This is a genomic window from Paenibacillus sp. J31R122, assembly GCF_056269185.1.
In genome coordinates this window covers 72033-92065 of sequence record NZ_JBWDNM010000010.1, presented here as the reverse complement: position 1 = coordinate 92065, position 20033 = coordinate 72033, and the positions used below count along the sequence as shown (strand labels likewise).

Sequence of the window (20033 nt, the reverse complement as noted above, 5' to 3'; positions counted from 1 at the left end):
AGATGGAAATGAACAAACCAAATGATAGCTTGTACACGGAAGACCCTACTGTCGGCAATAGCTACCGCGAGAAACAAAAAAGAGAATTTGATGATTTGATTATAAATAGGCGTCAAGCTTCGGAGGAGAAAAGAAAGTCTTTCCTCCGGCTAGATACGACGAGTTTAGCCGCATTCGAGAGGGATGCTTCTTCAATGCGGGATGAGGTAAGAAGTATGCTAGGATGGCCGCTGGCAATGGATAGTGAAATGGGATCACGGTCTGATTCCACATCGGCACCGGCAGCGAAGGTTATTTACGTCTCTGAGGATAAGCTTGGCAGTATTTTTAGGGTGGAAGTAGAGGCTGGATTTGGATTAACGACATATGGTGTCTTGTTCATTCCCAATAAGGAAGGACCGCATCCTCTTGTTATTTCGCAGCATGGGGGATGGGGAACACCTGAGCTATGCTCAGGCTTCTATGGAGACACCAATTATAACGATATGACACGAAGAGTATTGAAGCGTGGTATAGCCGTATTTGCACCTCAATTATTGCTTTGGAATCCAGATGCTTATGGTCCTGAATTCCATCGGCACCAGTACGATAAGCAATTAAAGCATGTTGGAAGTTCCATAGCTGCAGTTGAAATTTATAAGATACAGAGGGCCATCGATTATTTAATTGCAAGGCCGGACATCGATCATTTCAAGGTTGGAATGATCGGTTTGTCGTATGGCGGGTTTTATACGATGTTTACAGCCGCTCTTGATACTAGAATTAAAGCGGCTTATTCCTCTTGCTTCATAAATAATCGGTATGTAGTGGATTGGCCGGACTTTACTTGGTTTAACGCGGGCAATAGGTTTTTGGATGCGGAGATCTGTGCGATTATCGCACCTCGTTTTCTGCATCTAGAAGTAGGCACACGGGATGAAACTTTCCTTTATGAGCATGCTCAGCCAGAAATCGATAAAGTGGCGGCCCTTTATGCACAATTAAACATAAGTGATCGGTTTTCTTCCAAAGCCTTTGACGGTGGGCACGAGTTGGACCCATCAGATGATGGAATTGATTTTTTCTGCAAATCGCTCTTTACCTTTTAAGAACGCAATAGATGTAAATAAAAGCAAGATTAGCAAATAGTAACGTTTGTAGGAGATTCGAGCAGAACGACCATTATTAAGATTGCGACCCCGCTAGTTAGAAAAGGAGGTGAAATGCATGCCTGAATCAGTGGATGGTGTGGATTTCTTGAAATTGGACCCTAATATGAGGTTATCTGAACATAACGAGGCCGATCTACAGTGGCTATCGCCATGTGTTTCACCATTCAGGATTAGCGGATTTGCTTGGCTTTTAGAAGAAGGGAAATATCGGAGGTTGCCCGTTTCTCCCCTATTTCCCATTCGCGACGCCGTGGATGAATTGGCGAATTGTACGGCGGGAGGTCAAATTCATTTTCAGACGAATTCGTCCAAATTGTCTCTTGGTATCAAGCTCTCTGGTCCGGCGAATTTTTATCATATGCCGGCTACCGGACAATGCGGGTTTGACTGCTATATCGGACAGTTCGGGCAGCAAGTGTATTTCTCAACAACACATTTTGACCATACACAAAGCTACTACGAATGCATCCTATTTGAATCATTGGATCGTCAAATGCGGAATATCGTATTGAATTTCCCCTTATATCAGGGGGTAAAAGAAATATCGATCGGATTGGATCAAGATGCAGAAGTGATCGCATCCCCACCGTATCATAGCGACAAGAGAATTATTGTGTATGGAACATCCATTACTCAAGGAGGCTGCGCATCAAGGCCGGGAATGAGCTATACGAACATCCTGAGTCGTAGATTTCCTTATGAGTTTATTAATCTTGGATTTCCGGAAATGGTAAAGGAGAACCGGAATTAGCGCATATCATGGCAAGCATTGATAATCCGGGATTATTGGTTCTCGATTATGAAGCCAATGTTACGATTGAAGAATATACGACAACACTGGCTGAGTTTATTCGAATATTCCGGGAGCTCCATTCTGATGTACCGATCCTAGTTGTTTCTAAAATACAATACAGCGTGGAACATATAAACAAGGAAGCCATGCGTAATCGTTTGGAACTTAAATCACTGGCGGAGAAGACGGTTAAGCAATTCAGAGAAAACGGAGATATGAATATCACTTTTATGGAAGGGGATAAACTGCTGGGCGAACATGATTTGTTCGAATGCACGGTCGACGGTGTACACCCGACTGACTTGGGCTTTCTTAGGATGGCCGATGGATTGACTCCGATATTAACTCAACTCATCCGTAACTAGTGATGAAATAGTAAAGAGGGGTGCTAAACCCTCTTTTTTTGTTTGCAATAACGGAACGAATTGAACTTTTTTAATTCTTCTTCGGTTGAATTCTTCAAATATATCTGGCAGTCTGGAGGCGAGGTTAAATTAGTTTCACATTCTGAAACTAGCGAGTTGCATGATGACACGGGATGAAGTTTTCCTTTATGAGCATGCTCAGCCAGAAATCGATAAAGTGGCGGCTTTTTTTACACAATTGAACAGAAGTGATCGCTTTTCTACCAAGGCCTTTGACGGTGGGCACGAGCTGGACCCATCAGATGATGGGATTGAATTTTTCTGTAAATCACTCTTTACCTTTTAAGAACGCAACAGATGTCAATAAAAGCAAAATTAGCAAATAGTAACGAATAAATAGACGATTTATAATCTTTTTGTAACCGCTTACCAGTTAAGGTGTCGAATTAAAGAAGGGGAGGGATTTGAGGGGGAAGAGTCTGATAGGCAGTGCCGGCAGGTAAGAGATGAATACAAATATGTAGGATGAGGTGAAAAGTAATGTTAAGAAAAACAATGCTTGGATTGCTCGTGTCTATGATGATGATTGGGTTATTATTTAATTCCTCTGCGTACGCCAATCCGAATCCGACGCCAACGGTGTCGGGGGAGTTTCCGATCGGTATTTTCGTTGAACCACCTCCACCAGATGTCACCGATGCTAATTTTGCAGATATACGTGCGATGAACGCCAATTTTATTGTAGCTAGCAACTTAAATACGACACCTGCCACAACCGATTGGGCTTTGGAGAAGGCTGCGGCAAACAAATTAAAATATTTAGTTACGGATACGGGAATCCGTTGGTATCGGTCGGAATGGGTATCCCAAAACAATGATGACGGTGACGCATTGTTTATCCGTAATAATAAGTCCATCGGACAATCCTTTAAAACACCGGCACAAGACGAAATGGGCATCTGGAAGCTCTCATTTAAGAAAAGCGGGGTATGGCCAGCAGGTAAAACCGCTACGGTGAGTATTTATAACGGTCCTGATAAAACAACACTCATTGGCAGCTCAACGCTTACAGGACCGATCGTAACGAATTATCCTGAGTTTGTTATTAATGGCGCCATGGTTGCAGCAAATACGACCTACTATTTGGAGCTGACTACAGATAGCACGACAAATTTAGGTCCCTTCTTAACTAGCGATACGGATACGTATGCAGGAGGACAAGCCTACTCGAATGGATCCGCTCTAACGAACGATCTTTATTTCCAAATGACGCTCCCTAGATCCGGCGGGGGAAATTGGAACGCATTCTCGCCTACAAACGACTTAAGCGATGAATATATTGAGACATTTGTGAATCATTATAAAAATAATCCTGCTTTGCTAGGTTATAACTTGGTTGATGAACCGTTTGGCGATGTTTTTCCTAAGCTGAAGTCGGTATCAGATAAAATAAAGGCTATCGATCCGGATCATATGGTGTATACAAATTTATATGGAATATGTGACGATTGTCAGCATTACTTCAGCGGCACCAACGACCCCGTAAACGGCGGTTATGAAAACTATGTTAACGGTTGGTTAGCAACTGATCCCGACATGATCTCGTTTGACTCCTATCCTTATTTATCAACAAGGTTTGATGAGAAGCCTTATTACCAATCTTTAGAATATTTCCGCAAGCAGTCATTACTAAAGGGCACCGATCTTTGGGCTTATATTCAATCTATGTCTTATGACTACTTTAATATGGTAGAACCAAGCGAGAGTCAATTGAGATTTCAGGTTTATTCAACATTGGCTTATGGGGCAAAAGGGTATGTTTACTTTACCTACCATACACCAGCGGGCATGGATAATGGATTAATAATGCCTGATGGCACGAAGAACGATACGTATGATTACGCGAAAAATGTGAATGGAGAAGTATTGAAGCTCGGATCAACTCTTCTTTCGCTGACATCCAAAGATGTGTATCACACGGGTGGTGTACCTCCATTTGCAACTGCTCTCCCATCGACCTATTTCTGGCAGCCATCAACTACTGAACCGGTCATGCCGATGATTGTATCACGCTTTGAGAATGAAGACGGAAGAGAATTCGTTATGATCGTTAATAAGGATCTGGAAAACGCCCATACCCAATCCTTCTCATTAAGCACTCTTCCGGATGCTGTCAAAGAAGTGTCTAAGACAACGGGACTGGAAGTTGCAACAACCTATAATGCTGGAACAGGTACATTATCTGCCAGCTTTGCGCCGGGAGAGGGCAGACTTTATGCACTGGATGCATCAGAAAGCGAACTAGTAGCCAATGATCTTACAGTTGCTGCTCTAACTAATACAGCTGTAAATGGGGTTTTAACTGGAAGTAGTCAAGCAGGAGATACACTGACTTACAGTATTGTGGCGAATGGCACCAAGGGAGCTGCAGTAATCACTAACGCAGCTACTGGAGCTTTCACCTATACCCCAAGTCAAGGAGCAAGTGGAACGGATACATTTACATTCAAAATTAATAATGGCGTAAAGGATTCTAATATTGCAACGGTGACAGTTAATATTGCTTCAACGCTTCAGACTACTTTAACAGGAGGAGGTTCGGCCCAGCCGGGCAAGAAGTTTACCGTTAAATACGGTCTCAGCGGCGCTGCTGAAAGCATTTATGCGCAGGATATTAAGCTGTCTTATGATTCTTCTGTTATGGAGTTTGTATCAGCTAAGTCCATAAAGACAGGAGTAAATCTTATCCGTACAGTTAAAGCTCCAACAGGACAGCTTCATTTCATCATCGCTAGTGAGGGTAGCGGGAATGCAGTGACAGGTAGTGCGGAAATCCTTGAGCTGACTTTCAAAGCAAAAAACATTACACAAACGACCACAGGCGTGATATCGGTTACAAGCGCTGTCCTTGGTAATGCTCAGGGTAACGAAAGTCAAGCGGCATCTTCATCCATAAACGTATTTATAGCTAATGAGGGCGACTTGAATCAGGATGGAGTAGTTACCGTCGGAGACTTGGCTATTATGTCCTATCATTTTGGTAAAAGTGCGGGCAGTCCGGACTGGGAGCAGGCCAGAAGAGCAGATCTTAATAATGATGGGATAGTCGACCTACAGGATATGCTCGCACTCTCAAAGAAAATAGTGGAGTAACCAATCCGTATTTTTAAAAGGACGATTCATGAGTTTTGGAGCGATATTGAAGTGGAGTCTGTCCCGTCTTCTTGCGGAATAACTCGTGAAAAAACTTCTGATCACGATAACCGACCAATTCCATGATCTCCTTAATGGATAAGGAAGTTTGTGTAAGCAGCTCTGTACTTTTCTTAATCCTTAGGTTTTGCACAAATTCGGTAAAGGATTGTCCGGTTATGCGTTTGAATATTTTCTGTGTGTAACTTGGACTCGCTGGAATGAGCTTTGCGATGTCAGACAAAATCAAGGGACGGTTATAATTTTCCTCGATGTAGGCAAATGCAGAACCGAACTGAGCATATGCGGGAAGTGTAGCAGCGAGATTTAACTCTAGACGGTACAAATAAATGAGCAGTCTGGTCAGAAGGGCATACAAGGCGGCCTCATGACCAGGCTGCTTCGTTTTGTATTCCCGATGCATGGCCTCCATGTGCAAGCGGCCTTCGTGGAAGATATCTTTGTATCGGCTATAGGTACGCGTTTCACCGTTTAGCAGATCTTCGATTTCTATTGGTAGTGGATACGACCTATTAAGCAGCTCCAAAACCCCCGATGCAAATAGGCAATTATAGACGATCAATTCATCCTTAGACGCTTCAGAAGAAGGGCGATAGACATGTCGAGTTCCGATCGGGATGATGAAGAGATCTCCCTTCATAACAAGAATTCTCTCTTCACCGATATAATGATAGCCTTTTCCTTCTGCAACGTAATGAATTTCCACAAAGTCATGAATATGTATAGGCAATGTGAATTTCTCGCGTTCTCTTTTGACATACATTTGAAAACTGGAATCCCAAAAGGTACTTCCTTCTAAGGTGAAAGGTGTGGAATTCATCCCTATCGACTCCTTCAAATTAGGATGTGATTGCCCTATAAATAACATAAATACCTCCCTATAGCAAGAAAAATAGTTATGTTATGCTTCAAGCGTAAACGGCTTTCGCAGTCCTTGGAGGCAAAGCAAAGTTTCGCGGTGAATTATAAGCCTATTATAAGTGTGAAACTTATAAAGTCTTATAATTTGGAAAAATACTAGGAGCTGATTGATATGGAGTGGACCTCAGAATGGATTTGGCGCTCGCAGCGCGTTCGAGTGAATGACTTTTCATATTTTCGCAAAGAGTTTGATGTGAATGAGAAATGGGACTCCGTTCGTCTATACGTATCAGGGCATCACTATGTTCAGGTCTATTTAAATGGAGACAAAATAGGTGGTTATGGTACCCCTGCACCTACTGATCCGTGGAAGAGGAAGTTTTATACGGAATATGAAGTCAGCGATCGATTAATGAAGGGTTTGAATTGCATCACGGCAGACGCACATTATATGGGGGGCGCGGGACAAAATGTTGTCGATGGTCTGCCAGGTTTTCGATTGGAGCTGCATCTATCCAGCATAGATGGAAAGAAAGTGGTCATAAAAACCGATACAAGCTGGGACACACTGGTTGATATGCCGCATCGGATAGGCACAGCTTATCAACAAAACCGCAGGATTTCGGCTATAGAAGACTATGATGCTAGACGCTGGGACGAGAAGTGGCGTTACGCCAACTGGAATCATAGCATGAAGACGGTAAAAGCCAAAAAATCAAAGATTGGTCGTGAAGATTGGTCGATGGTTTTGCAGACGATTCCTGAGGGCGCAATTGAAGAGGCGATTACGTTAACGAAGCTCAGCCTTCCTGTTGGGAGCGAAGCTGAGGGTGAATTTCCTCAAGTATTTGATGCAGGCAGAATCATCTCTGGTTGGCCTAAGCTAAAGCTAAGAGGTATAGAAGGTGTGACGATACGTCTCCGGTATTCCGAGAATCTGGATGCTGAGGGAAGAGTGGGTCATAACGTTACTAACGAGAAATCAGAAAACTACTATGACCAATATACGATGAGAGGTGATAAGGAAGAGAAATGGCAGCCTGATTTTTCTTACAAGGCATTTCGATATGTTGAAATAACGGGGTATCCTATACCGATCGAGTCTGCAGATGAGCTCACGGTATGCTTAGCCTATACAGCTATGGAATATACGGGAGGCTTCCGCTGCTCTGATGAGCATTTGAATGAACTTTACGATGCTTGCATCCGAACGCAAAAGAACAATACGCTGGGGCAAACGGTAGATTGTCCTCACCGCGAACAAGCGCAATATACCGCGGACACGGATTTGCAGGCAGAGACATTGCTCTATAACTTCAATGCACTCACTGTACTTGAGAAGACGCTAAGTGATTTCGCCGATGCACAGCTGGAGGATGGCACATTCCCTTTTAATGCACCGTCCACCTATGAGCACCCAGACTTTAATATACAAATTCCGGAATGGGATTTGCACTATGCGACATTGCTTTGGAAGCTATATGATGCTTCGGGTGACTTCGAACTGCTCAAAACCTACTACAAACCGTTGTGTCGTATGGTTGACTACTTTATAAGCAAGCTTGATCAGGCTACAGGTCTCGTTCCACTCGATAAAGGCTGGCATATCAGCGATTGGCCGTATCCTTCGGTGGAGCATAACGGAGACTTTCTGACCGTACAACAAATCAAACTGCTGCAAGCGATCCGAATTGCTGGAGACATTGCCGATTTATTAGGCGAAGGTGAGGACCGTGCCAAATATCTGGAACAAGCCCAGTCATTAAACGAAAACATGTATACGCACCTGTTTAATAGCGAACGGGGGGTATTTAGAGACAGCTCCAATTCAGACAAAACTCATCAAGGAGTTACTGCAATTGCCTTGTTTGCGAATGCGCTTCGTGAAGAAGATCGCGAGAAAGCAATTGCTTATGTGGCAGAAAAGGAATGGGAATGCCGTACCGTGCTGTCGCTGCCGCTGCTGCGAATGCTGTTTGAGAATAAACGTGAGACGGAAGCCTTTGCTTTGTTGGATCGCAGGGAATATCCGGGCTGGGGTTATATGATCGCTCAGGGTGCGAAGACCATGTGGGAAGGCTGGGAGGATATCGAAAGCCATTCCCATGCATGGAACGGATATCCGGCAAGGCTATTACAGCAATATGTAGTGGGTATTCATTCGGATGCTCCAGGCTTTAAGAAAGCTGTCATACGCCCCTATTTCCCCGATACGCTGTCCTTTGCAGAAGCGACGGTATGGACTGCTCAGGGTAATTTGTTCGTAAGATGGGAAAAGGGTCAGGATGGCATTATTCACCTTAAGACAGCCATACCTGCTGGGATAGAGGCTCAGCTGGAAGTCCGTCTTCAAGGACGCGAGATTCTTATGCAGCTGGAGTCAGGAGAGCATGATTTCGTCTTGTAAATAAATAGACTTGAACGTTTGTTTGGGATGAATTAACTATGAAAAAGGGGTTGTACACGCTATGTCTACGGAAAATGACTGGCAAAATAAACAACAAACAGAAGCTTTTGTTCTCGTGAAGGATGAGGAGTTTCCTTTAAGAAGAAGGCCAATGCAGGGAGCTCGTGTACGAGTATTCAGTGATGCTGATAAGAATAAGGCAGATTTGATCGAATATGTCGAAGGTGCTGATTACACAGTAGATTATATAAATGCTTCTATTCGTAGAACAGCAGGCAGCCGCATAGCGGATTGGTCGCAGCATCCTATGTATGGCGTTAGCAACTTCGACCACACTGAATTTGGTGATTACAGTAATAGTGCTTATACGGTGTATGCAGAATATATTTATGAGCAAGAGGAAGCTAAAGCTGATTCAAGCACTCATAGTATGGCTGGCCGTCTAGCGGCACTACTCCCAAGAGTAGCCGCAAAACTGCAGACAGGTGAAGAAATTGTCTATGTCGTCTACGGCGACAGCATCAGTACGGGGGGAGAAGCAAGCCAGGAATGCTTCGCCTATTATCGACGTTTCGCTGACTATATTGGAGAAATATATCCAGGCAGCAGCATCCGCATCGTAAATAAAGCTATAGGAGGCGAAACGAGTAAGGGCGGGGCGACAAGAGTAGATAGCGATGTAGTTCCTCTACAGCCGGATCTTGTTTCTATCGGGTATGGGATGAATGACCAGAACCTGTATGATCACGGAGTTGGCGTTCCACCTGAGGATTATGAGCGCAATCTTCGTTATATTATCGAAGCGATCAGGTCGAATGGAGATACGGATATCGTGTTAGTTACACCTTGTGAACCCAATCCGTTGTGGCGCCATACTAGTGGTGCAATGGATGAGTATTCGGATGTGATCCACCGGTTAAGTAAACAATATGGTCTCGGTGTGGCAGATGTTCAAACGTTATGGAAACAGGAGCTAGCAGCAGGTAAAACGCCGGAAAGCTTGCTTCTAAATAATATTAACCACCCAAATGATTATGGACATTATATCTACTTTACGGCATTTTTAAATATGATAAGTTAAGATAGCAAAATAAAAATGGTGCCCATTCACTCTATCATAGAGTGGACGGCACCATTTTTTTCATGTATTTATAGTTATTTTACAATAAGGACAGGAATTTTTGCATGCTGCACTACGTTATGGCTAACGCTTCCTAGCATAAATTCTTTCATAGCACTAAGGCCTCTGCTTCCGATAACAATTAGGTCGCAGTCTTCACTTTCAGCGAAGCTTACGATTTTAGCAGCTGGAGAGCCAGTTAAAAGTACAACATTTGTGTTCGGGATGCCTTCAAGCTTTTCCTTAGCATGATCGAGAATTGCGTTGGCGTTCTCCTGCAGCTGTTCTTGGTAAGCTTGAGATGGGAAGAAAGTCATATCTGCTGCAACTATTGGCTGAAGTGAGATGACATGAGCAACAGTCAGTCGTGCATCAGATGAACTTTTTGCTAGCCAGATTGCTTGATTCAAAGCATCAACGGAAGGTGCTGATCCGTCATAAGGTACGAGAATATGATTAAATCCCATGGTAACCCTCCTCATAGTTGTTATATAAATAGTATAAGCCTTTATGATAGAAAGTTAAACACTAGGGCTCAGATCTAGCAAGATATATCGAAATAAAGAAAATTTTTGTGAAGTTAAAATTGCTAATTATTAACTTGACGCTTATAGGAGAAAAAGCTTATAAATGAGATTGTGTTCTATATGGGAACTATATAAACCAATTCGCAAACTGAATAGCCAACTCGCATATATACGACTGAAAGCGATTACAGTATAGTGGGGGTTCGTTTAATAGACTTTTCGCATATTCGCATAAGACAAATGGCATAATCACATCCGTCAATTAAATGCAGATGCGTAATTACTATAGATAAGCTAATAAAGTAGTCAACATAGAGAATGAATAGGCAATTGGGGGAAGAAAAGTTGAAGAAGATGCCAATGTTCTATAAATATTTAATTTCATATCTTGCACTGCTTATCATACCGCTGCTGCTGATTGGGCTGCTTGTTTATCAGCATTACGTAACGATTCTGCAGGATGAAGTAACATCCAACCATCAACGGATGCTTGAGCAGATTCAGAATTCTTTTGACTTGGAAATAAAGGAATTGCACAAGATGTCTGTTGAAATTGCCGCAAATCCAGAGCTGACACCCTATCAATTGAATCAAAATATGTACAATGCAGTAAAAGCAAAAAGATTATTTCTTACCTATACTTCTGCTAATAATTTCATTAAAGATGTTTTCTTATATATGAAGGATCAGCCTTACATTTTCTCCGGCTCGAGCAGCTACCCGACGTCATTGTTTTTCGACACGTTCTACCGGTATGGAAACTGGACCTTCGAGCAATTCACGAAGGATATGAATACGCTCACCCGTCCTGTACTACGTCATTCGGAACCTATCTCTACGACCAGATTAACGGACGACCGCGTGATGACTTATTTGGTGCCTCTGCCATTGAACAGTGTTTCACCGTATGGCGGCGTCATGTTTATGATTGAGGAGAATACAGCTCGCAACATGCTGCAAGGACTATTGGAGAACAGCGATGGAAATACGATGATCTTAGACGAAAATGGGGAACTGATCGTTTCTTTGCGTGATGCTGCTTATTTGGATGATCCAGCCTTTTATAAACAAGCTTCACGACTGCCTATTGGGACGAGCGTAGGTAAACTAGATGGCAAGGAGTTTGCTTTTTCCACCGTGAAGTCCGGAGATTTTAATTGGACCTATGTAACGATGCTTCCTATTGAGCAATTCATGCAGCGTGTTGATGAGGTGAAGTTTAGAGCGCTAATATCGCTCTTTATGGTTCTTGTTATCGGCGGCGGACTTATTTATGTCATGCTGCATTTTAATTATCACCCGCTGAGACGTTTCTTGTTGTTCACGAGCAAGCAATGGGGAGAACCCTACCGCAATTTAAATGATGTTATTCATGCTGTCCACAAAATAACAGAGGAAAAACAGATCATGGGACGAGCTTTGATTGACAGTCGATTAGCTGTCCATGAGCATATGTTAGTGACGTTAATTACAGGCAGGGTTACGAATCCGGAAGCATTTATGATTAAAGCCAATGAAGCGGGTATCCGATTTACAAAATCCTCGTTGTTTGTCGTTCGATTTGCTATTCGGGATATGGAAGGCCTTCCTAGGCAGCAGCAATCTGACATGCTTGAGGGAATGGAAAGCATGATGCTGAGCAAATTTGATTGCTATAGAGTAGAAGGTTTGGAAGGGCCAATCGTCAACTTTATTTGCGCGGTAGATTCTGAGGATGAGAATTGGGCTATTGTAATGAAAGAAGTACACGGTGACTTTCGGGAACGATACGAGGTGGATGTCACCGCGGGTATCGGCAATCGCCATCAAGATATCCGTCAGCTCGGGAAGTCGTTCATCGAGGCTTCAACAGCGCTTGATTTCAGACTGCTGAAGGGCTACAACGAAGTAATCCTCTATCTCGATATTGCGGATCAGACGAACCTTGGCTACAACTATCCGAGACAAGATATTGAAACGATGGAGGTGCTGATCCGACAAGCGGATACGGAGTCGCTGAAGAAGGTTGTTAGGGGCATTCTCTCTTGTATAGAGTCTAGTGCCATGCCGCTTCATATGGTGAGGTGCATCTGTTACGACATGATTAATTGCATAGTCAAAGAAATGTACCGATTAAAAGGGACACTCGATACAACGAACGGGCAGTATCCTGATGTGTTCAGCCTGACGAGATTTGATACGATTCAGGAGCTGGCAGATGTCATCGAGGTTATGTGTGACCGTTTATGTGCGGATATCGTTCATGTACAGTCGGAATCGAAGGCAGTCGGACAGAGGCAGGAGATGCTGGACTATATACAAGGCAATTATCATGATCAACAATTTTCTGTTCAAAATATGGCGGATCACTTCTCCATCTCCGCATCGTATTTGAAGCGTCAATTTAAGGAACAGACGGGCAAGACCATCACTGATTTTCTCAATCACTATCGAATGGAACAGGCGAAGCATCTGCTTCGAACGACGGATATGAAACAGAAGGACATCGTGCAGCAGATTGGTTATTATGATGTACCGAGTTTTATACGCAAGTTTAAGCAGGCTTTTCAAGTTACACCTGGTGATTACAGGAAGCTCTACGAAACGAAGGAGCATGGAAGCGAATAGCTTGTGAGAGTGGACCTCCGTCAGCTTATTAAGCTTGCGAGAGGTCTTTTTTACATGCTGGAAAGGGCTTAATCTGTTTTGACAACCGAGAATACGTTCCACATATTTACGATTATAGGTCTGATCCCCTATCGTTAGAGAGGCCGCGGCGTTAACGATGTCGACTTCAAGGGGGTTATGAAAACGAATCCATTACAATCAACTACGCTACTGTCCCAATGGAAGCGGATACGTAAACAATATCAATTATATTTGTTTCTGTTTCCAACCATCCTGTTTTTTCTTGTTTTTCACTACATACCTATGTATGGCGTCACTATTGCATTTAAAGAATTTATGGCCAGTAAGGGGATTATGGGAAGTCCGTGGGTAGGCTTTGAGCATTTCGAACGCTTCTTCTCTTCCTATAAATTCTCTACGGTCATGTGGAATACATTGATCATCAACCTGTATGAGCTGGTCATTGCATTCCCGATACCGATTATTTTGGCGCTCTTATTAAATCAGGTGGGGAACGCAAGATTCAAGAAGCTGGTACAGACCATTACCTATGCGCCTCACTTTATATCGGTTGTCGTCATTGTAGGGATGCTTTATTTGTTTCTATCTCCGAGAAATGGATTGTTTAATCAACTAATTGTCTGGCTCGGCGGTGAGTCGATCTTTTTTATGGCCAGCGCAGAGTGGTTTAAGACGATTTTCGTATTTTCCGGTGTATGGCAAAATGCAGGCTGGTCGATGATTATTTACTTGGCCGCATTGACAGCAGTCAGTCAGGATTTGCATGAAGCGGCCGTTGTCGATGGGGCAAGCAAGTTTCAACGCATTCTGCATATTGACCTGCCTTCACTTATGCCTACCATTATGATTCTTCTCATATTAAATATTGGGAGTTTTATGGCAGTAGGCTTCGAGAAAATTTACCTGATGCAGAATCCGGTCAATCTCGGGTCGTCGGAGGTGATACAAACCTACGTCTACCAAACCGGTTTGCTAAGCGCGCAATACAGCTATTCGGCGGCTGTCGGTTTGTTCAACTCCGTCATCAACTTTATTTTGCTCATTGGATTTAATCAATTGGCGAAATCAATGAAACAAGCAAGCTTATGGTAGAGGAGTTGAATAAAGATTGACAGTAAAACCGAATGCCACAGATCGATGGTTCGACTTTATTAACTACAGCTTTCTGACGCTGTTAATGTTGGCCGTCCTGTATCCTTTATATGTGATCATTATTTCATCCGTCAGTGATCCGAACTATGTGAATGCCGGCCAAGTTTGGCTGATTCCCAAAGGGTTTACGTTCGAGGGCTATGAGCGTATCTTTCAAGATGAGCGGATCTGGAGAGGCTATCGCAATTCATTGATGTATACCGTGCTTGGAACAACGATTAATGTCGTGTTGACGATCACGGGTGGTTACGCCTTATCTCGGAATCTAGTCGGTAAAAATTTCTTTATGTTTCTCATTGTGTTTACGATGTTCTTCGGTGGGGGTCTCATCCCGTCCTATCTGTTAATCAAAGAGCTTGGTATGTATAATACCATTTGGTCACAGGTTATTCCGACAGCTGTAGGCGCATGGAATATTATCATTACACGAACGTTTTTTGCTCAGACGATTCCAAAAGAATTGCATGAAGCAGCTGAGATGGATGGATGTTCGGATGCCGTGTTTTTCTGGAAAATGGTCCTGCCTCTATCCACACCAATTATTGCAGTTATGGTGCTGTTCAGCGCGGTAGGTCACTGGAATTCCTATTTCCAAGCGTTGATTTATTTGAGAGAGGAAGCACTCTATCCGCTCCAAATCGTGCTGAGGGAAATATTGATTGTGAATGAAACGCAAGAGAATGCAATGACGGTCGGGCAATCCGATTCCGAAATGCTGCGAATCGTTGATGTCATGAAGTATGGGATCATTATCGTTGCTTGCTTGCCGGTGCTTGTGCTGTATCCGTTCTTGCAGCGCTATTTTGTCAAAGGTGTAATGATCGGTTCTATTAAAGGTTAATCAAGGACATTCATTGGATTTGAACAAATGATATTAAAAAAGGGGATCAATAGCCATGAAGACAAAACAATGGACGAAAATCGGACTAATCACTATGTTAACCTGCTCGCTTTTCTTGTCAGCCTGTGCATCGGAAAAGAACAATACTGGCGATGCCAAAAAGAAGGATAGTGAAGCGGTCGCTGACGTGAATTTGACAAGCTTGCCGATTGTTAAGGACAAGATCACATTGAAATTTATGACGACGAAGGCTGCTCAGCAGAAGAAGCCGCATGAAGAAATGAAGGTTGTCAAAGACTTTGAGGCAGAAACGAACATTCATATAGAATGGAATGCGACTGTTGAAGGATATGGAGAGAAGAAAAACCTGATGTTCGCAGGCGGCGAGCTGCCAGATGTTTTCTTCGGTGCGGAAAGTCTGGGAGACGATGATCTCATGAAATACGGTCCTCAAGGGATGCTGATCGCGTTGGAGGATTTGATTCCTACTTATGCGCCGCATATTCAACAAATTTTAGAGGCGAATCCAGAGATCAAGAAAATGATTACAGCGCCAGATGGTCATATTTATTCCATTCCACAAATTCAGGAAGGTCCTGAGCAAGCATTGGGCGAAGTTATGTTTATTAATAAAACTTGGCTAGATAAGCTAGGCTTGCCGATACCTACTACAACAGATGAGTTCGAGCAAACCTTGAAAGCGTTTAAGGAAAAGGATCCGAACGGTAACAACAAAGCGGATGAAATTCCTTTCAGCTTCCTATATGAGAACTCATTGAACGGGATATCCTCCTTTAACGGTGCATTCGGCATGCTGGACTCGCCTGCACATGTTTCAATGAAAGACGATAAGGTCATCTATAATCCAGCGCAAACAGAATATAAAGATGCAACAGCTTATCTTGGCAAGCTGTATACGCAAGGGCTGATCGATAAGGAAGTATTCACACACGACCGCAATGTTTATTTCGCTAAAGGGAAAAACGAAGGTGTTCCTCTTTACGGCGTATTTAGTGGGTTCCGTGCGGTCAACGTGGTAGGTGCCGAGCATATGGCACAGTATGTACCGCTTCCTCCGCTGAAAGGAGCAGACGGTACGCAGCTGTGGAATGAATTCAATCCACATTACTTTACACGTGCAGGCTTTGCAATTACATCTGAGAATAAATATCCGGAAGCATCGCTTCGTTGGATTGATGAGCTATACAAGGAAAAGAATGCACTTCAATGGGCATATGGTCCGATAGGTACTACATTGCAGGAAAATCCGGACGGCAAGTTTACGTTCTTGCCAACGCCGGAAGGAATGAATTTTGACGAATTTAGACATAGCGAGGCTCCAGGCAATACGACCGCAACAGCAATCCTAATGGACACGGCAATCAAATTGGAGAGCAATGAAGCCAAGTTAGAACGTATGGAATATTTGGAAGTATATAAGCCATTTATGAAAAATACGAGTTATCCTAACATGCTTTTCTCTGAGGAAGACACGAACCGCATGGCGATTCTGAAAGCTGACATTATGAGCTACGTCAAGCAGATGCAGCCGAACTGGATCATGAACGGAACAGTGGAAAAAGAGTGGGACGGATACATTAAGAAGCTGAATGATATGGGAATGGAAGAAATGGTGAAAATTTTACAAGCCAACTATGATCGTTACCAAACCTTAGAATAATAGCAGTAAATCGTCCCCGGTATTGGTTTTCCGATATCGGGGCGAGCTATATCGTGGGGTGCTTCTGAAGCGCCAGCGCCAGACTCACAAAACACTTAGGGGGTAAGTTCATGAAGTCCAAAAAACCAAATATTTTATTGATTACGAGCGATCAACAGCATTGGAATACGATCGGTGCGTTCAACGATGAAATCTCGACGCCGAGTCTTGATCGGCTGGTGCGGGAGGGTACTACATTTACGCGTGCCTATTGTCCAAATCCGACCTGCACACCTAGCCGTTCATCGATCATAACAGGGATGCATCCGAGCCAGCACGGCGCTTGGGCGCTCGGAACGAAGCTGTCAGAGGATGTCCGCACAATAGGGGATGAGCTGCAAGCGGAGGGATATCGGACCGCATTGGTTGGTAAAGCTCATTTTCAGCCGCTTGCTTCAACAGAGGAGTATCCGTCTGTTGAGGCCATGCCGCTGCTGCAGGACCTCGATTATTGGCGCGATTTTACCGGACCGTTCTACGGCTTCGAGCATGCAGAGATGCTGCGCAATCATGCACACGAGCAGTTAGTGGGACAGCATTATGCAATCTGGATGGAGGAGAAAGGGTTCGACTGGAAAGCGCATTACGCTGAGCCGACAGGGACGCTTCCTCTATCGGCGGAGCATCGCTGGTCACTTCCTGAAGAATATCACTACAATACTTGGATAGCAGAACGCACAAATGCTTTAATGGAGGACTATGTGGCAGATGAAGAGCCCTTCTTCCTATGGGCAAGCTTCCCTGATCCGCATCCGCCCTATCTGGTATCTGAGCCTTGGGATACGATGTATGATCCTGAGAAGCTGGCACTGCCTAAAATGACGCCAGGGGAGCATGAAACAAATCCGCCGCACTTTGGTATGACTCAGCTAGAGCGTCCCGACTTCTCGGCTTATCAGGAAACGGGGAAGGGTGTGCATGGTCTATATACGCATCAGATTCCGTTGGAGAAACAGAAGAAAAACATGGCGGTCTATTACGGCATGATGAGCTTTATGGACAAGTATGTCGGGCAGATTCTAGATAAGCTTGATGAGCTCGGTATTGCTGAAGATACGCTTGTCGTCTATACGACGGATCATGGCCACTTCTTCGGACAACATGGCCTGCAGTTTAAAGGAGCTTTTCATTATGAGGACTTGTTAAAGCTTCCGTTTATCGTCCGGTACCCTGGCAGTGTTCCAGCCGGGCGAGTTGAACCGGCGATGCAATCACTGGTTGATTTGGCGCCCACGTTTCTTGGCTTCTCTGGGAGAGTGGTACCGGGAGCGATGACGGGTGTTGATCAAAGTTTGGTATGGCGAGGAGAGCAAATCGCTGCTAGGGACCATGTTATTTGCGAGAATCGGAATGAACCGACCTTGATGCATGTTAAGACCTATGTAAGTGAGCGGTACAAACTAACTGTTTACTATGAACGTCCATATGGAGAATTATTTGATCTTCAGGAGGATCCAGGCGAGATTCGCAACCTATGGGACGATCCTGCTTATCGTGAATTGAAAGGGCAGCTGCTGCTCGATTTTCTATGGGCGGAGATGGGTAAGGAGCCGATGCCGATGCCGCGGCTTCATCATGCGTAAAGAAAGGGGGAAATCTAATGAAATCATCCCCCATGAATCAAACCAAGCGGCCGAATGTATTGATTATTCATACGGATCAACAGAGATATGATAGCCTAGGCTGTACCGGCAACCAACATGCCGTAACACCAAATATTGACCAGCTTGCGGCTGAGGGGACACTGTTTCATCGGCATATTACGGCCCATCCAGTTTGTATGCCTTCCCGTGCCTCGTTTTTTACTGGACGCTACCCGAACGCAAGCGGGGTTTATGCGAACGGTGTAGCGCTGCCAAGAAGGAAACATGTAACGGACCATCCAATGAATGGCGGATCGCATGTTCAAGCGGAAGCCATTAGCCATGTACCTACGATGCCGGATGCATTCTCAGATGCGGGATATAGGACCGCAGCTATCGGTAAGCTGCACTTCACTTGTACAAATGGACCGCGGAGCAGCCTTTATGAGGAATCGCGTATTCGCTGGTCCGAAGAAGATATGTCCGCTTGGAACGGACCTTATTATGGCTTTGATCAAGTTGAGCTGACAATCGGTCATGGCGAGGATTACACGGGGCATTATGGGTGCTGGCTGCGGAAAATGTATCCGGAGGTAGCAGAGAAGGTGCAGTCGGGAAACTTCCGAGGGAGCGGCCCGACGAAATGGACGCTGTACCCAAGCGTTATTCCGGTGGAAGCACACAGCTCCACATGGATTGCCGACCGTGCGATCGATTATTTAAAACAGGTAGAAGAAGAGAACGAACCTTTTTTCCTCTTTCTCGGTTTTCCTGATCCGCATTTTCCATTTACGCCGCCGGCGGAGCTGGTTGAATGGTTTGAAGAGCGTGAAACAATGGCGTGTCAGAAACGGACGGGCGACACTGGCGGAAGCAAGGATAGTAAGGATAGTAACGTCAGCAAGGTCAGCAACGGATGCGACAACAAAGAAGATCGAATCGGCAGCGGGGTTCCGTCCCCCGTGCGTAAGCTGTACGAGGAAGACAAGCTTCAGAATGCAGCACGATATGGCGCTGGTTTTGTTCATAAGGCCAGGCAGTACACGGATGCAATGATTCATCTAATCGATGTTTCGGTTGGGAGAATAAGAGAAACGTTGCAGCAATCGGGCTTGGATAAGGATACGATAATTATTTATACAAGCGACCACGGTGATTATTTAGGCGACTATGGGCTTATGTTTAAAGCAAATTACGGCTGCAAAGCGCTTAATCACGTACCGTTCATTATGAAGGTGCCGCAGAAGATAGCAAACCTGCCAAAAGAATGCCATGCCGCGATGAGCAATGCGGATGTCATGTCGACGCTTGGAGATTTGACCGATGTTCCGATGCCAAACGGTGTACAGGGACGAAGCATCATTCCGCTGCTGCTTGGGGATGCGGAATCACTGCCGGTGCAGGTGACCTGCTACGATGATGACCCCTCGGGACATAACTTCAGTTTATGGAACGATCGCTATCGCTATACGTGGTACCCGGCAACGAGGGAAAGCGAGTTGTTTGACCATAAAGAGGACCCCTGTGAAACGAATAACCTTGCAGGCATGCAGGGGGCTACGGACATCGAGCGGCAGATGCACTTTAGCCTTTTGGAGCTGCACTGCCAAACGGACCGCCCTTCACTTGGCAAGTCTGCCCACTGGTAACAGCAGTTTGAATAAGAGGAGGT

Annotated in this window: 12 protein-coding genes and 1 pseudogene; 11 read left to right on the top strand and 2 right to left on the bottom strand. The window is 44.4% G+C overall.

Annotation, left to right across the window (positions count from 1 at the left end):
- Positions 1-2: 2 nt before the first annotated feature.
- The 3 genes and pseudogenes from AC0YN7_RS17425 to AC0YN7_RS17415 all read left to right on the top strand — a co-directional run bounded on the left by AC0YN7_RS17425 (position 3) and on the right by AC0YN7_RS17415 (position 5462).
- Positions 3-1088 (top strand): dienelactone hydrolase family protein, encoded by a 1086-nt coding sequence (locus tag AC0YN7_RS17425; protein WP_475811281.1) that lies wholly within the window; start codon positions 3-5, stop codon positions 1086-1088.
- A 118-nt stretch (positions 1089-1206) separates the two neighbouring features.
- Positions 1207-2309 (top strand): annotated as a pseudogene (locus AC0YN7_RS17420) (SGNH/GDSL hydrolase family protein).
- Positions 2310-2849: 540 nt separating this feature from the next.
- A complete protein-coding gene (locus tag AC0YN7_RS17415; protein WP_475811280.1) occupies positions 2850-5462 on the top strand; it encodes a cohesin domain-containing protein in 2613 nt (870 codons plus the stop codon).
- A 13-nt stretch (positions 5463-5475) separates the two neighbouring features.
- On the opposite strand, the gene AC0YN7_RS17410 is transcribed toward AC0YN7_RS17415, so the two are convergent.
- A complete protein-coding gene (locus tag AC0YN7_RS17410) occupies positions 5476-6342 on the bottom strand; it encodes a helix-turn-helix domain-containing protein (RefSeq protein ID WP_475811279.1) in 867 nt (288 codons plus the stop codon).
- Between the two features lie 213 nt (positions 6343-6555).
- Here AC0YN7_RS17410 and AC0YN7_RS17405 point away from each other — a divergent pair, with 213 nt between their 5' ends.
- The gene (locus AC0YN7_RS17405; RefSeq protein WP_475811278.1) at positions 6556-8790 is read left to right on the top strand and encodes a family 78 glycoside hydrolase catalytic domain; all 2235 of its coding nucleotides are present in this window, start codon (positions 6556-6558) and stop codon (positions 8788-8790) included.
- Positions 8791-8851: 61 nt separating this feature from the next.
- Positions 8852-9871, top strand: coding sequence for an SGNH/GDSL hydrolase family protein (locus AC0YN7_RS17400; RefSeq protein ID WP_475811277.1), 1020 nt, complete (start codon positions 8852-8854; stop codon positions 9869-9871).
- A 74-nt stretch (positions 9872-9945) separates the two neighbouring features.
- Here the strand turns inward: AC0YN7_RS17400 and AC0YN7_RS17395 are convergent, their stop codons facing one another.
- Positions 9946-10377 carry a universal stress protein gene (locus tag AC0YN7_RS17395; RefSeq protein ID WP_475811276.1) on the bottom strand — a complete coding sequence of 144 codons (432 nt, stop codon included), beginning with the start codon at positions 10375-10377 and terminating at the stop codon, positions 9946-9948.
- 414 nt (positions 10378-10791) lie between these two features.
- On the opposite strand from AC0YN7_RS17395, the gene AC0YN7_RS17390 reads away from it, so the two are divergent.
- The 6 genes from AC0YN7_RS17390 (at position 10792) to AC0YN7_RS17365 (ending at position 20010) form a co-directional block, all read left to right on the top strand.
- On the top strand, positions 10792-13044 hold the full coding sequence (locus AC0YN7_RS17390; RefSeq protein ID WP_475811435.1) for an AraC family transcriptional regulator: 2253 nt from the start codon (positions 10792-10794) through the stop codon (positions 13042-13044).
- Between the two features lie 177 nt (positions 13045-13221).
- Positions 13222-14157 carry an ABC transporter permease gene (locus AC0YN7_RS17385; RefSeq protein ID WP_475811275.1) on the top strand — a complete coding sequence of 312 codons (936 nt, stop codon included), beginning with the start codon at positions 13222-13224 and terminating at the stop codon, positions 14155-14157.
- 16 nt (positions 14158-14173) lie between these two features.
- A complete protein-coding gene (locus AC0YN7_RS17380; protein ID WP_475811274.1) occupies positions 14174-15058 on the top strand; it encodes a carbohydrate ABC transporter permease in 885 nt (294 codons plus the stop codon).
- Between the two features lie 55 nt (positions 15059-15113).
- Complete coding sequence (locus AC0YN7_RS17375; protein ID WP_475811273.1) at positions 15114-16739, top strand: type 2 periplasmic-binding domain-containing protein; 1626 nt, start codon at positions 15114-15116, stop codon at positions 16737-16739.
- Positions 16740-16849: 110 nt separating this feature from the next.
- Positions 16850-18361 (top strand): sulfatase family protein, encoded by a 1512-nt coding sequence (locus AC0YN7_RS17370; protein WP_475811272.1) that lies wholly within the window; start codon positions 16850-16852, stop codon positions 18359-18361.
- A 17-nt stretch (positions 18362-18378) separates the two neighbouring features.
- The gene (locus AC0YN7_RS17365; protein ID WP_475811271.1) at positions 18379-20010 is read left to right on the top strand and encodes a sulfatase family protein; all 1632 of its coding nucleotides are present in this window, start codon (positions 18379-18381) and stop codon (positions 20008-20010) included.
- The last annotated feature ends 23 nt before the right edge of the window (positions 20011-20033 follow it).